The following is a 14027-nucleotide window of genomic DNA, read 5'->3' on the forward strand; positions in this document are numbered from 1 at the left end:
ACCGTAACGAGGGTAACCATGTCCTTGGACGACCTGTTCAGCATGAGAGGCACGGCGGCCACGCAGCTTTCCAGCCGCACGCTGAAGGCCATAAAGATATCGATCGCTTCGCCCGAGAAGATCCGCGAATGGAGCTTCGGCGAGGTGAAGAAGCCCGAGACCATCAACTACCGGACCTTCAAGCCGGAGCGCGACGGCCTGTTCTGCGCCAAGATCTTCGGCCCCGTGAAGGACTACGAGTGCAACTGCGGCAAGTACAAGCGCATGAAGCACCGCGGCATCGTGTGCGAGAAGTGCGGCGTGGAGGTCATCGCCTCCAAGGTCCGCCGCGAGCGCATGGGCCATATCGAACTGGCCGCGCCGGTGGCCCACATCTGGTTTCTGAAGACCCTGCCTTCCAAGATCGGCACCCTGCTCGACATGACCATGGTGGATCTTGAAAAGGTTCTGTACTTCGACTCCTATGTGGTCATCGACCCCAAGGAGACCAACCTGACCAGGCTTCAGGTGATCTCCGAAGACCAGTACCTGCAGATCATCGACCATTATGGCGAGGACGCCGTGACCGTGGGCATGGGCGCCGAGTCCGTGCGCGCCTTCCTCGAGGAGCTGGACCTGCCCAGGCTGCGGGCCGAGCTGCGCGAGGAGTCGCTGACCACCCGGTCCCAGACAAAGAAGAAGAAGATCATCAAGCGCCTGAAGATCGTCGAGGCGTTCCTGGAGAGCGGCAACAAGCCCGAGTGGATGGTCATGGAAGTCGTTCCGGTCATCCCGCCGGAGCTTCGCCCCCTGGTTCCCCTGGACGGCGGTCGTTTCGCCACCTCGGACCTGAACGACCTGTACCGCCGGGTGATCAACCGCAACAACCGCCTGAAGAGGCTTCTTGAGCTGGGCGCGCCGGACATCATCATCCGCAACGAAAAGCGCATGCTCCAGGAGGCCGTGGACGCCCTGTTCGACAACGGACGGCGCGGCCGGGCCATCACCGGCACCAACGGCCGCCCCCTGAAGTCCCTCTCGGACATGATCAAGGGCAAGCAGGGCCGTTTCCGCCAGAACCTGTTGGGCAAGCGCGTTGACTACTCGGGCCGTTCGGTCATCGTGGTGGGCCCGAGGCTCAAGCTGCACCAGTGCGGCCTGCCCAAGAAGATGGCCCTGGAGCTCTTCAAGCCCTTCATCTACGCGAAACTCGAAGAGAAGGGCCTGGCCACCACCATCAAGACCGCCAAGAAGATGGTGGAACGCGAAGAGCTGGTGGTCTGGGACATCCTGGAAGACGTGGTGCGCGAGTATCCCATCATGCTCAACCGCGCTCCCACGCTGCACCGCCTGGGCATCCAGTCCTTCGAGCCCCAGTTGGTGGAAGGCAAGGCCATCCAGCTGCACCCGCTGGTCTGCGCCGCGTACAACGCGGACTTCGACGGTGACCAGATGGCCGTGCACGTGCCCCTTTCCGTCGAGGCCCAGATCGAATGCCGCGTGCTCATGATGAGCACCAACAACATCCTGTCCCCGGCCAACGGCAACCCCATCATCGTGCCTTCCCAGGACATCGTCCTGGGCCTGTACTACCTGACGGTTGAGCGTTCCTTCCAGCCCGGCGAGGGCAAGGTGTTCGCCAACCCCATGGAGTGCATCACCGCCCACCACGCCGGCGCCGTGCACCTGCACGCCCGGGTCAAGGTGCGCATGAACGGCGAGCTCGTTCTCACGAGCCCCGGCCGCATCATGGTGGGCGAGCTCCTGCCCGAGGGCGTGCCCTACGAACTGGTCAACTGCGTGCTCAACAAGAAGTCCATCGGCCGTCTTGTGAGCGAGGTCTACCGCGTGGCTGGAACCAAGGCCACGGTCCTTCTGTGCGACCACCTGAAGGACCTGGGCTTCGAATACGCCACCCGCGCGGGCATCTCCATCGGCGTGCAGGATTTGACCATCCCGGCCAAGAAAGCCGAGATCCTCACCAACTCCTCGAATGAGGTGGAGGAGATCGAGCACCAGTACGCCGAGGGCATCATCACCCGCACGGAGAAGTACAACAAGGTCGTCGACGTGTGGACCAAGGCCACCAACGACGTGGCCTCGGAAATGATGCGCGACATCTCCACCGACCTCGTTGTTGATCCTGTGACCGGCAAGCAGGAGCGCAACACCTCCTTCAACGCCATCTTCATGATGACCCACTCCGGATCGCGCGGTAACCCCGACCAGATGCGCCAGCTCGCCGGCATGCGCGGCCTTATGGCCAAGCCTTCCGGCGAGATCATCGAGACGCCCATCACCTCGAACTTCCGCGAGGGCCTCTCGGTGGCGCAGTACTTCAACTCCACCCACGGCGCTCGTAAGGGCCTGGCGGATACGGCGCTCAAGACGGCCAACTCCGGCTACCTGACCCGCCGCCTCGTCGACGTGGTGCAGGACGTGATCATCACCGAGTACGACTGCGGCACCGTGGACGGCCTGGAGATCAAGCACTTCGAGAAGTCGGGCGAGATCAAGCAGCGCCTGGCCGAGCGGGCGCTGGGACGCGTGACCATGTTCGACGTGTTCGACCCCGAGACCTACGAGGTGCTCATCCCGGCCAACACCATGGTGGACGAGACCTGGGCCATGAAGATCGAGGAGCTGGGCCTGCCCAACCTGACCATCCGCTCCACCCTGACCTGCCAGTCCGGCCACGGCGTGTGCGCCATGTGCTACGGTCGCGACCTGGCGCGCGGGCATCTGGTCAACACCGGCGAGACGGTCGGCATCATCGCCGCCCAGTCCATCGGCGAGCCCGGCACCCAGTTGACCATGCGTACCTTCCACATCGGCGGCACCGCGGCGCGCGAAATCGAGAAATCCTCGATTCCGGCCCAGCACCCCGGCCGCGTGGTGCTGCACCGCATCAAGCTGGTGAAGAACCAGGAAGGACAGTTCCTGGTTCTCGGCAAGTCCGGCCAGGTGTCCATCGTGGACGAGCAGGGCCGTGAGCGCGAGAAGTACTCGCTGCCCTCGGGCGCACGCCTGGCCGTCACCGACGGCCAGATGGTCAAGAAGGACCATATCCTGGCCGAATGGGACCCCTTCAACGAGCCCTTCGTCACCGACGTCGAAGGCGTGGTGAAATTCACCGACATCATCGAAGGCAAGACCTACCAGGAGAAGGTGGACGACACCACCAAGCGGGCCACCCAGACCATCATCGAATACCGTACCACCCCGTATCGCCCCACCATCACCGTGGTGGGCGACGACGGGCAGGCCAAGATCCGCCCTGGCACCAACAGCGCGGCCATATTCCAGCTGCCCGTGGGCGCCATCATCATGATCCGCGACGGCGAGGCTGTGCGAGCGGGCGACGTCATCGCGCGTAAGCCCCGCGAATCCTCCAAGACCAAGGACATCGTGGGCGGTCTTCCCCGCGTGGCCGAGCTCTTCGAGGTGCGCAAGCCCAAGGACCTGGCCGTGGTCTCCGAGATCGACGGCATCGTGTCCTTCGGCCCCGAGACCAAGGGCAAGCGCAAGGTCATCGTCACCCCCGAGACCGGCGACCCCAAGGAATACCTGGTGCCGCGCGGCAAGCACATCACCGCCCAGGAGGGCGACTTCGTGGAGGCGGGCGAATCCCTCACCGAGGGCAACCCCGAGCTGCACGACATCCTCAAGATCAAGGGCGAGAAGGTGCTGGCGCGCTACCTGGTGGAAGAAATCCAGGACGTGTACCGCTTCCAGGGCGTTAACATCAACGACAAGCACATCGAGATCATCGTTCGCCAGATGCTCAAGAAGGTGGCCATCATCGATTCGGGCGATACCACCTTCCTCATCGGCGAGCAGGCGGACAAGTCCAAGTTCATGGAAGAGAACGCCCGGGTCATCCGCGAGGGCCTGAAGCCCGCAGTGGCCGAGCCCCTGGTCCTGGGCATCACCCAGTCCAGCCTCTCTACGGACTCCTTCATCTCGGCGGCGTCCTTCCAGGAGACCACCAAGGTGCTCACCGAAGCCTCCCTCATGGGCAAGGAAGACCACCTGCGCGGCCTCAAGGAGAACGTCATCGTGGGACGCCTCATCCCGGCCGGCACCGGCTACCGCCGCTATATGGAGGCGGACATCGACGTGCCCGATCAGCCCGAGCGCCCCGACCGGTTCCTGGAGGACATGGAAGAGACCTCGTCCTACATGGACCAGTAGCCTTGCGAGGCCCGGCTTTCTCAGCAAAGCCGGACCGCGGTAGCGCATCCAAGCCCCTTCCGGCCCGGCCGGAAGGGGCTTTTCATTGGCCCGGCCGTCGGTGGGAAACCGCCACGTCCTGGCCGGATTCGCGACGCGCCGGTGGCAGAAGATTGCTTCTCATGGTATCCGTCTGAGTCGGCGCCGAAACGTCGGGCAAGGCCGCGCCGTGCAGCCGGCACGGCGTCTCCCTGGGAGCTGTCTCCTGCCCGTGCGGCCGTGTGCAAGACATAAGGAGGTGAGGATGGAGGACGCCCTGCGCAGACAACAAACCGAAAGACTGGTGGACCATCTGGAGCGAATGGGTCCGGGGCGGGTCTGGCGGCCGGTGGTCGACCGAGACGGAACGGTTCTGGCCGAAGGGGGGGGGCCGCTACCGGATAACCTGGAGGAGTACATCTCCGGGGTCGACTTCGCGGGGAAAAGCGTGGTGGACCTGGGATCGAACCTGGGCTTCTATTCCTTCCTGGCCGCCCGGCGCGGCGCGCGGCGTGTGCTTGGCCTGGACATCGATGCTGACGCGGTGCTTGGGGCGCGCATGCTGGCAGCCCTGCACGGTATGGGCGGCGTGGATTTCGAGGTGTGCGATTTCCTCAAAACCCCTCCTTCGATCAAGGCGGACATGGTCCTGGCCATCGACTTCATCGGGCGCGCGGTGGTAGCCAAGGGACGCCTCGACCAAGTGCTTGCGACCGTAGCCAGGCTCGCCCGGCGGGAAATCGTGCTCACCATGCGTGCGGTGTATCCGCTTGAAGGCCTCCCGCCCCTGGAGCCCGGGCTGCGCGAAAGATACGCGAAACATATTTCCGACGGAAAATTCCACGCGGCCCGCTACGCGGCGCATGCGCTCGGACATGCCTGGAAGGGGCGCACCATCCACGAGGGCAGGGTTGACGGGTACGTCCTGAAGTCCGTGTTGGTTTTTTCTTCCAACGTCGCGGAAACATGGGAGGAGCAGGGCGGAAGCAGCTGAAGGGGAGAGGGAATTGTCCCGACAAGGGGGCTTTTTCGAAATTACAGCTTGCCAACCATCCTGCGTGTTGCTATCAAGACCTGCTTTCAGCGAGTCGCACGGTTTTCCGCGATCAGTGACTGAACGGGAGGGCAGGTCTCTCCGCGCGGTCCCGTATCGGCGTATTCTTCCCGGAGCTTGCTTGACAGGACCGGGTTTTTTGTCTACTGCCGTGCGCCTTTGCCAATTTAAACGAGATTTAGCGAACGGAGCGAATCATGCCCACGATTAACCAGCTCATCAACAAAGAGCGGGTGAAGCAGACCAAGCGCAAGAAGACCCCGGCTCTGCAAGCCTGCCCGCAGCGCCGCGGCGTGTGCACCCGCGTGTACACCACCACCCCCAAGAAGCCCAACTCGGCCTTGCGCAAGGTCGCGCGCGTGCGCCTGACCAACGGCATCGAGGTCACCAGCTATATTCCCGGCGAGGGCCACAACCTGCAGGAACACTCTGTGGTCATGATCCGCGGCGGCCGTGTGAAGGACCTTCCCGGCGTCCGCTACCACATCGTCCGCGGCACCCTGGATACCGCCGGCGTCTCCGACCGCCGTCAGAGCCGCTCCAAGTACGGCGCCAAGCGCCCCAAATAAGGTTTTAGCAAGAGGTACGACCCATGCCCCGCAAAGGTCCTGTTCCCAAGCGCTCGATTCTGCCGGATCCCGTTTTCGGCAGCGTGCTCGTGAAGAAGTTCATCAATCGCCTTATGCTCGACGGCAAGAAGTCCACCGCCGAGGGCGTTTTCTATAAGGCCGTGGACGTGCTGGCCGAGAAGACCCAGGAAGAGCCGCTGAAGGCTTTCGAGAAGGCTCTGGCCAACGTCAAGCCCCACATGGAAGTCAAGCCCCGCCGCGTGGGTGGTGCGACCTACCAGGTTCCCATGGAAGTGCGCCCCGAGCGCCAGACCACCCTGGCCATCCGCTGGCTGATCAACAACGCCCGCTCTCGTGGCGAGAAAGGCATGATCGCCAAGCTCTCCGGCGAGCTCATGGACGCCTTCAACAACCGCGGCGGCGCCGTGAAGAAGCGCGAAGACACCCATCGCATGGCCGACGCCAACAAGGCGTTCGCTCATTACCGTTGGTAGTATAGAGGAAGCCAGACGTGTCCAAGATAGTCCCCATCGAGCGCCAGCGCAATATCGGCATCATGGCCCATATTGACGCCGGCAAGACCACGACCACCGAGCGCATCCTTTACTACACCGGCGTCTCGCACAAGATCGGCGAAGTCCATGACGGCCAGGCCACCATGGACTGGATGGTCCAGGAGCAGGAGCGCGGCATCACCATCACCTCCGCCGCCACCACCTGCTTCTGGCGCGATCACCGCATCAACATCATCGACACTCCCGGTCACGTTGACTTCACCATCGAAGTGGAGCGCTCCCTGCGTGTGCTCGACGGGGCCGTCGCCGTGTTCGACGCCGTCGCCGGCGTCGAACCCCAGACCGAGACCGTCTGGCGTCAGGCCGAACGTTACCGCGTCCCCCGCATGTGCTTCGTCAACAAGATGGACCGCGTGGGCGCGAACTTCTTCCGCTGCGTGGACATGGTCCGGGATCGCCTCGGCGCCAAGGCCGTGCCCCTGCAGATTCCCATTGGAGCCGAGGACGAATTCAAGGGCGTCGTTGACCTGATCACCGGCAAGGCCTTTATCTTCGACGACTCCACCAAGGGCAAGGAATACAACGAGGTCGACATCCCCGCCGATCTTCAGGACATCTACGACACCCTGCGTCTCGAGATGCTCGAAGCCATCGCGGAAGAGGACGAGGCCCTGATGGAGAAGTACCTGGGCGGCGAAGAGCTGACCCCGGAGGAGCTCCGCTCCGGCATCCGCAAGGCTGTCATCAACCTCTCCTTCGTGCCCGTGCTGTGCGGCTCCGCCTTCAAGAACAAGGGCGTGCAGCCCCTGCTCGACGCGGTGGTCGACTTCCTGCCTTCCCCCATCGACGTTCCTGCCATCGTGGGCATGAACCCCGACAACGAGGAAGAGCAGATCGAGTGCCCCTGCGATCCCAGCAAGCCGCTGGCCGCCCTGGCCTTCAAGCTCATGAGCGACCCGTTCATCGGCCACTTGACCTTCCTTCGCCTGTACTCCGGCAAGATCGAGTCCGGCATGACCGTGTACAACGCGGCCACGGGCAAGAAGGAACGCATCGGCCGCCTGCTCAAGATGCACGCCAACAAGCGTGAGGACATCAAGGAAGCCCTGGCCGGCGACATCGTGGCCGCCGTGGGCCTGAAGCTCACCTCCACCGGCGAGACCGTGTGCGAAGAGAAGAACCCCGTGGTTCTCGAATCGCTCAACATCCCCGAGCCGGTCATCGAGGTGGCCATCGAGCCCAAGACCAAGGCTGACCGCGACACTCTGTCCCAGGCCCTGGTGAAGCTCGCCAAGGAAGACCCGTCCTTCCGCGTCAAGACCGACGAAGAGACCAACCAGACCCTCATCGCCGGCATGGGCGAGCTGCACCTGGAGATCATCGTCGACCGCCTCATGCGCGAGTTCAACGTGAACGCCAACGTCGGCGCTCCCCAGGTGGCCTACCGCGAGACCATCACCAAGGAAATCAAGCACGAGAACCGCTACGTCAAGCAGACCGGCGGCCGCGGCCAGTACGCGCACGTGGTCATCACTGTCGGTCCCAAGTCTGACGGCGGGTACGAATTCGTCAACTCCATCGTGGGCGGCGTCATTCCCAAGGAATACATCCCCGCCGTGGACAAGGGCATCCAGAACGCCATGAAGTCCGGCGTGCTGGCCGGGTTCCCCGTGGTGGACGTTAAGGTCGACCTGACCTTCGGCTCCTACCACGAGGTGGACTCCTCCGAGCAGGCATTCTACATCTGTGGTTCGCAGGCCTTCAAGGAAGCCTGCCGCGCTGCCGGTCCGGTGCTGCTCGAGCCCATCATGAGCGTCGAAGTGGTCACTCCCGAGGAGTACCTGGGCGACGTCATGGGCGACCTGAACGGCCGCCGCGGCCGCGTCTCCAACCTGGAGGCCCGGGCCGGTTCCCAGGTCATCAAGTGCCACGTGCCTCTGTCGAACATGTTCGGCTACGCCACCGACCTGCGCTCGCGCACTCAGGGCCGCGCCACCTTCACCATGCAGTTCGACCACTACGAGCAGGTTCCCGCGAGCCTGGCCGAAGAAATCATCAAGAAGAAATAGAGGGACACCATGGGTAAGGCCAAATTCGAGCGCACCAAGCCGCACGTCAACATCGGCACCATCGGTCACATCGACCATGGCAAGACCACGCTGACCGCCGCCATCACCAAGCTGTCGCACCTGCGCGGCTTCGGCGAGTACGTGGCCTTCGACCAGATCGACAAGGCTCCCGAGGAAAAAGAGCGCGGCATCACCATCTCCACCGCTCACGTGGAATACCAGACCGCCACGCGCCACTACGCGCACGTGGACTGCCCCGGCCACGCCGACTACATCAAGAACATGATCACCGGCGCTGCGCAGATGGACGGCGCCATCCTGGTGGTCGCGGCCACCGACGGCCCCATGCCCCAGACCCGTGAGCACATCCTGCTCGCCCGTCAGGTCGGCGTGCCCCACCTGGTGGTGTTCATGAACAAGTGCGATCTGGTGGACGACCCCGAGCTCCTGGAGCTGGTGGAGCTTGAAGTGCGCGAGCTGCTGACCAAGTACGGCTACCCCGGCGACGACATCCCGGTGATCCAGGGTTCCGCTCTGAAGGGCCTGGAGTCCGACGATCCCAAGAGCGCCGACGCCGCCCCCATTTACGCCCTGCTCGACGCCTGCGACTCCTACTTCCCCGAGCCGCAGCGCGACATCGACAAGCCGTTCCTGATGCCCATCGAGGACGTGTTCTCCATCTCCGGCCGCGGCACCGTGGTGACCGGTCGTGTGGAGCGCGGCGTGATCAAGGTCGGCGAGGAAGTGGAAATCGTGGGCATCAAGGCGTCCACCAAGACCACCTGCACCGGCGTCGAAATGTTCCGCAAGCTTCTGGACCAGGGTCAGGCCGGCGACAACGTGGGCGTTCTGCTGCGCGGCATCAAGCGCGAGGACGTGGAGCGCGGCCAGGTTCTGGCCAAGCCCGGTTCCATCACCCCGCACAAGAAGTACAAGGCCGAGGTGTACGTCCTGAACAAGGAAGAGGGCGGCCGCCACACCCCGTTCTTCTCCGGGTACCGCCCGCAGTTTTACTTCCGCACCACCGACGTCACCGGCGTGGTGACCCTCAACGAAGGCGTTGAGATGGTCATGCCCGGCGACAACGCCACCTTCAACGTCGAGCTCATCGCCCCCATCGCCATGGAGATCGGTCTGCGCTTCGCCATCCGCGAAGGTGGCCGCACCGTCGGCGCGGGCGTCGTGACCGAAATTGTGGAGTAACGAGACATGAACAGCGATCGCATCCGGATCAAGCTCAAGGCCTACGACTACCGTATTCTGGACAAGGCCGTGGCCGAGATCGTTGATACCGCCCGCAACACCGGCGCGGGCATTGCCGGGCCTATTCCGCTGCCCACGAACATCCACAAGACCACGGTCAACCGTTCGGTCCACGTGGACAAGAAGTCCCGCGAGCAGTTCGAGATGCGCGTCCATAAGCGTCTGCTCGATATTCTCGAGCCGACTCAGCAGACCGTCGACGCCCTGGGCAAGCTCAGCCTGCCCGCCGGCGTTGATGTTGAAATCAAGCTTTAAAGGAAGGGGTACAGTATCATGGCCAAGAAAACCCTTGGCATCATCGGCCGCAAGCTGGGCATGACCCGTGTGTTCAGCGATGACGGCTCGGTTGTTCCGGTGACGGTTATCGCCGCCGGCCCCTGTCCGGTGATGCAGATCAGGACCCAGGAAAAGGACGGTTACACCGCCCTGCAGCTGGGCTTCGACTCCCGCGAGGAAAAGGAGCTCAACAAGCCCGAACGCGGCCACCAGGCCAAGACCGGGAAGGGCTTCTATAAGGAGCTGCGCGAGATTCGCCTTGACTCCGTGGACGGCTACGAAGCCGGACAGGAGATCACCGTGGGCATCTTCGCCCCCGGCGACAAGATCAAGGTGACCGGCACCTCCATCGGTAAGGGTTTCCAGGGCCCCATGAAGCGTCACGGCTTCGGCGGCCTGCGAGCGACCCACGGCACCGAGAAGGCCCACCGTTCCGGCGGCTCCATCGGTCACAACACCGAACCCGGCAAGGTCATGAAGGGCAAGAAGATGGCTGGTCACATGGGTGCTCGCACCGTGACCTGCATCAACCTGGAAGTCTACGACATCCGGCCCGAAAACAACATCATCCTGGTCAAAGGCCAGGTCCCCGGCCACCGCAACGGCCTGGTGATGATCCGCAAGCAGGGGTAGGGCCATGGCCACCGTGAAAGTTTTTGATCAGACGAACAAGGAAGTGGGCAATATCGACCTGGCCCCCGAGGTGTTCGAGGTGGCTATCCGCCCCGAGCTCATGCACCTGGTCATCAGGTCTCAGCTGGCTGCCAAGCGCACCGGCACCCACAAGGTCAAGACCCGTTCCTTCGTGTCCGGCTCGGGCTCCAAGCCCTGGCGGCAGAAGGGCACCGGCCGCGCCCGCTCCGGCGCCAAGCGCTCTCCCATCTGGAAGGGCGGCGCCATCGCGCACGGACCGCAGCCGCGCAGCTATGCCTTCAAGGTGAACAAGAAGATCAAGACCCTGGCGCTCAAGATGGCCCTGTCTTCCAAGGTGGCCGAGGAATCGCTCATCGTCGTGGACAAGCTCGAGCTGCCCGAGATCAAGACCAAGCTCTTCGCCGGTGTGGCGGGCAGCTTCGGCCTGAAAAAAGCCTTGATTGTCCTGAACGATTCGAATAACAATATCGAGCTCTCCGCCCGGAATCTCCCCGGAATCAAGGTCGTTCGGCAGGACATGCTGAACGTTTACGATTTGCTGAAGCATCCTCAGCTGGTGATGGTGCAAGGCGCGGCCCAGGCCGTTCAGGAAAGGTTGAAATAGCCATGAGCTACGCGAAAATTCTTTTAAAGCCCCTGGTCTCCGAAAAGGCCACCAAGGCCAAGGAAGACTCCAATCAGGTGATCTTCTACGTGGCCCCCATGGCCAACAAGATCGAGATCAAGGCCGCTGTCGAGGAAGCCTTCAAGGTGAAGGTCACCGAGGTGAACGTGGTTCGCCGCCGTCCGCTGAAGCGGGCCCGCCACGGCCGCCCCACCAGCCATGTCCCCGGCTTCAAGAAAGCCTACGTGACCTTGGCCGAGGGCGACAAGATCGAATTCTTCGAGGGAGTCTAAGCCATGGCTGTCCGCACTCTGAAACCCACTTCGGCTGGCCGCCGTTTCCAGACCGTCTCCGATTTCGCGGAGATCACCACGGCCACCCCGGAGAAGTCGCTGACCGAAGGCCTGAACAAGAAGTCGGGACGCAACAACAACGGCCGGATCACCTCTCGCCGCCGCGGCGCTGGCAACAAGCACCGCTACCGTCTCATCGACTTCCGCCGCGACAAGTTCGACATCCCGGCCAAGGTCGCCACTATCGAGTACGATCCCAACCGTTCCGCCCGTATCGCTCTTCTGCACTATGCCGATGGCGAAAAGCGTTACATTCTCGCGCCGGTTGGCATAAATGTCGGTGACACCCTCTTTGCCGGTGAAGCCGTGGACATCAAGCCCGGCAACGCCCTTCCCATGGCCAAGATGCCCGTGGGCACCCTGCTGCACAACATCGAGATGACCCCGGGCCGCGGCGGCCAGATGTGCCGCGCCGCCGGCACCTACGCTCAGCTCGTGGCCAAGGAAGGCAAGTACGCCCTGCTGCGTCTGCCCTCCGGCGAAGTGCGCAACGTGCTGGCCGCCTGCATCGCCACGGTGGGCCAGGTGGGCAACGTCACCCACGAGAAAGTCTCCATCGGCAAGGCCGGCCGCAACCGCTGGTTGGGCAAGCGCCCCAAGGTGCGCGGCGTGGCCATGAACCCGGTCGACCACCCGTTGGGCGGCGGCGAAGGCAAGAGCTCCGGCGGTCGCCATCCCGTGTCCCCGTGGGGCAAGCCGGCCAAGGGTCAGAAGACCAGAAATCGCAAGAAGGCCTCGTCGCGGCTCATCGTCAAACGCCGCAACGAGAAGTAGGAGCTAGAACATGCCCCGTTCGCTCAAAAAAGGCCCCTTCCTGGACGGCCACCTTGTCGCCAAGGTGGAGAAGGCCAACGAGACCCAGGACCGCCGGGTGATCAAGACCTGGTCGCGCCGCTCCACCATTCTCCCCGAGATGGTGGGTCTCACCTTCGCCGTGCACAACGGACGCAAGTTCATCCCGGTCTTCGTTTCCGAAAACATGGTCGGACACAAGCTGGGTGAGTTCTCGCCCACCCGCACCTTCCACGGCCACGCCGCGGACAAAAAGTCCGCCAAGGGCAAGAAGTAAGGGAGCCTGACCCATGGAAGCCAAAGCTATAGCCAAGTATATCCGGGTGTCGCCGCAAAAGGCCCGCCTGGTGGCTGATATCATCAAGGGCCGGGGGGTCGAGGAAGCCATGAACATCCTCAAGTTCACCCCCAAGAAAGCAGCCGTGATCATCGGCAAGGTGCTTCACTCGGCCCTGTCCAACGCCGAACAGCTGTCCGCCGACGTGGACACGCTCAAGGTGAAAGACGTCATCGTCAACCAAGGCCCCACCTGGAAGCGGATCATGCCGCGCTCCATGGGCCGGGCCAACCGCATCCTCAAGCGCACCAGCCACATCACCGTGGTGGTCGAGGAAGAGAAGGAGTAGGGGCCATGGGTCAGAAAGTTCACCCGTACGGCTTCCGCCTGGGCTACAACAAGAACTGGACCTCTCGCTGGTTCGCGAAGAAGGATTATCCTGCCTTCGTCTACGAGGACAACAAGATCCGCAAGTTCGTGAAGTCCTCGCTGTTCCACGCGGGAATCTCCCGGATCGAGATCGAGCGCGCCGGCGGAAAGATCAAGCTGATCATCCACACCGCGCGTCCGGGTATCGTCATCGGCCGCAAGGGCACCGAGATCGAGAAGGTCCGCGCCGACCTCAAGAAGCGCTTCGGCCGCGAGTTCGCTGTCGAGGTCAATGAGATCCGCCGCCCCGAGACCGACGCCCAGCTGGTCGCCGAGAACATCGCCCTGCAGCTGGAGCGCCGCGTGGCCTTCCGCCGCGCCATGAAGCGCACCGTGGGCCTGGCCCGCAAGTTCGGCGCCGAGGGCATCAAGGTGTTCTGCGCCGGCCGCCTGGCCGGAGCCGAAATCGCCCGCTCGGAGTGGTACCGCGACGGCCGCGTGCCCCTGCATACCCTGCGCGCGGACATCGATTACGGCTTGGCCACCGCCAAGACCACCTACGGCGTCATCGGCGTCAAGGTGTGGATCTTCAAGGGCGAGATTTTGGATAGCGAGGTCGAACAGTAATGCTAGCCCCCAACAGAACCAAATTCCGCAAGCGTCAGAAGGGCCGCCTGCGCGGTCCCGCCACCGGCGGAGCCGAGGTGTCCTTCGGCGAAGTCGGCATCAAGGCCATGGAGCACGGAAAGCTGACCAGCCAGCAGATCGAGGCCGCTCGTGTCGCCATCATGCGCCACATCAAGCGCGGCGGCAAAGTCTGGATCCGCATCTTCCCGGACTTCCCCGTCACCGCCAAGCCCGCCGAAGTCCGCATGGGTTCCGGCAAGGGCTCCCCGGTGGGCTGGTGCGCTCCGGTGAAGCCGGGCCGCGTGCTCTACGAGGTCAAGGGTGTTGAGATGGAAGTGATGATCGAGGCCCTGAAGCGCGCTCAGCACAAGCTGCCGATCAAGACCAAGATCGTGACCAAGGAGATCGCCTAGC

15 protein-coding genes are annotated in these 14027 nt (G+C 63.3%); all 15 read left to right on the forward strand.

All coding sequences use genetic code 11. From position 1 onward, the window contains the following. Positions 1-18: 18 nt before the first annotated feature. The 15 genes from rpoC to rplP all read left to right on the forward strand — a co-directional run bounded on the left by rpoC (position 19) and on the right by rplP (position 14026). Positions 19-4173, forward strand: a complete 4155-nt coding sequence (rpoC, locus tag ML540_RS05625; RefSeq protein WP_243359179.1) for a DNA-directed RNA polymerase subunit beta' — start codon at positions 19-21, stop codon at positions 4171-4173. A gap of 283 nt (positions 4174-4456) precedes the next feature. Further along, the gene (locus ML540_RS05630) at positions 4457-5185 is read left to right on the forward strand and encodes a methyltransferase domain-containing protein (protein WP_243359180.1); all 729 of its coding nucleotides are present in this window, start codon (positions 4457-4459) and stop codon (positions 5183-5185) included. 257 nt (positions 5186-5442) lie between these two features. Continuing rightward, positions 5443-5814 carry a 30S ribosomal protein S12 gene (rpsL, locus tag ML540_RS05635; RefSeq protein ID WP_243359181.1) on the forward strand — a complete coding sequence of 124 codons (372 nt, stop codon included), beginning with the start codon at positions 5443-5445 and terminating at the stop codon, positions 5812-5814. Positions 5815-5837: 23 nt separating this feature from the next. Further along, on the forward strand, positions 5838-6308 hold the full coding sequence (gene rpsG, locus ML540_RS05640) for a 30S ribosomal protein S7 (protein ID WP_243359182.1): 471 nt from the start codon (positions 5838-5840) through the stop codon (positions 6306-6308). 17 nt (positions 6309-6325) lie between these two features. Beyond that, the gene (fusA, locus tag ML540_RS05645) at positions 6326-8398 is read left to right on the forward strand and encodes an elongation factor G (RefSeq protein ID WP_243359183.1); all 2073 of its coding nucleotides are present in this window, start codon (positions 6326-6328) and stop codon (positions 8396-8398) included. A gap of 9 nt (positions 8399-8407) precedes the next feature. Next, positions 8408-9601 carry an elongation factor Tu gene (gene tuf / locus ML540_RS05650; RefSeq protein ID WP_243359184.1) on the forward strand — a complete coding sequence of 398 codons (1194 nt, stop codon included), beginning with the start codon at positions 8408-8410 and terminating at the stop codon, positions 9599-9601. A 6-nt stretch (positions 9602-9607) separates the two neighbouring features. Beyond that, complete coding sequence (rpsJ, locus tag ML540_RS05655; RefSeq protein WP_173086773.1) at positions 9608-9916, forward strand: 30S ribosomal protein S10; 309 nt, start codon at positions 9608-9610, stop codon at positions 9914-9916. An 18-nt stretch (positions 9917-9934) separates the two neighbouring features. Continuing rightward, entirely contained in the window at positions 9935-10570 is a 636-nt protein-coding gene (gene rplC, locus ML540_RS05660) for a 50S ribosomal protein L3 (RefSeq protein ID WP_243359185.1), read from the forward strand. A gap of 4 nt (positions 10571-10574) precedes the next feature. After that, positions 10575-11195 (forward strand): 50S ribosomal protein L4, encoded by a 621-nt coding sequence (gene rplD, locus ML540_RS05665; protein ID WP_243359186.1) that lies wholly within the window; start codon positions 10575-10577, stop codon positions 11193-11195. A gap of 2 nt (positions 11196-11197) precedes the next feature. Then, positions 11198-11488: a 50S ribosomal protein L23 gene (gene rplW, locus ML540_RS05670; protein WP_243359188.1), complete on the forward strand. Its 291-nt coding sequence runs from the start codon at positions 11198-11200 to the stop codon at positions 11486-11488. Between the two features lie 3 nt (positions 11489-11491). Then, positions 11492-12322: a 50S ribosomal protein L2 gene (gene rplB, locus ML540_RS05675; RefSeq protein WP_243359189.1), complete on the forward strand. Its 831-nt coding sequence runs from the start codon at positions 11492-11494 to the stop codon at positions 12320-12322. A 10-nt stretch (positions 12323-12332) separates the two neighbouring features. Further along, positions 12333-12617, forward strand: coding sequence for a 30S ribosomal protein S19 (gene rpsS, locus ML540_RS05680; protein WP_243359190.1), 285 nt, complete (start codon positions 12333-12335; stop codon positions 12615-12617). A gap of 13 nt (positions 12618-12630) precedes the next feature. After that, positions 12631-12966 carry a 50S ribosomal protein L22 gene (gene rplV, locus ML540_RS05685; protein ID WP_243359194.1) on the forward strand — a complete coding sequence of 112 codons (336 nt, stop codon included), beginning with the start codon at positions 12631-12633 and terminating at the stop codon, positions 12964-12966. 5 nt (positions 12967-12971) lie between these two features. After that, complete coding sequence (gene rpsC / locus ML540_RS05690) at positions 12972-13613, forward strand: 30S ribosomal protein S3 (protein ID WP_243359196.1); 642 nt, start codon at positions 12972-12974, stop codon at positions 13611-13613. Continuing rightward, entirely contained in the window at positions 13613-14026 is a 414-nt protein-coding gene (rplP, locus tag ML540_RS05695) for a 50S ribosomal protein L16 (RefSeq protein WP_243359197.1), read from the forward strand. The genes rpsC and rplP overlap by 1 nt, the downstream gene beginning before the upstream one ends. The last annotated feature ends 1 nt before the right edge of the window (position 14027 follow it).

Origin of the sequence: Fundidesulfovibrio terrae (assembly GCF_022808915.1) — a bacterium.
GTDB classification, from domain to species: domain Bacteria; phylum Desulfobacterota; class Desulfovibrionia; order Desulfovibrionales; family Desulfovibrionaceae; genus Fundidesulfovibrio; species Fundidesulfovibrio terrae.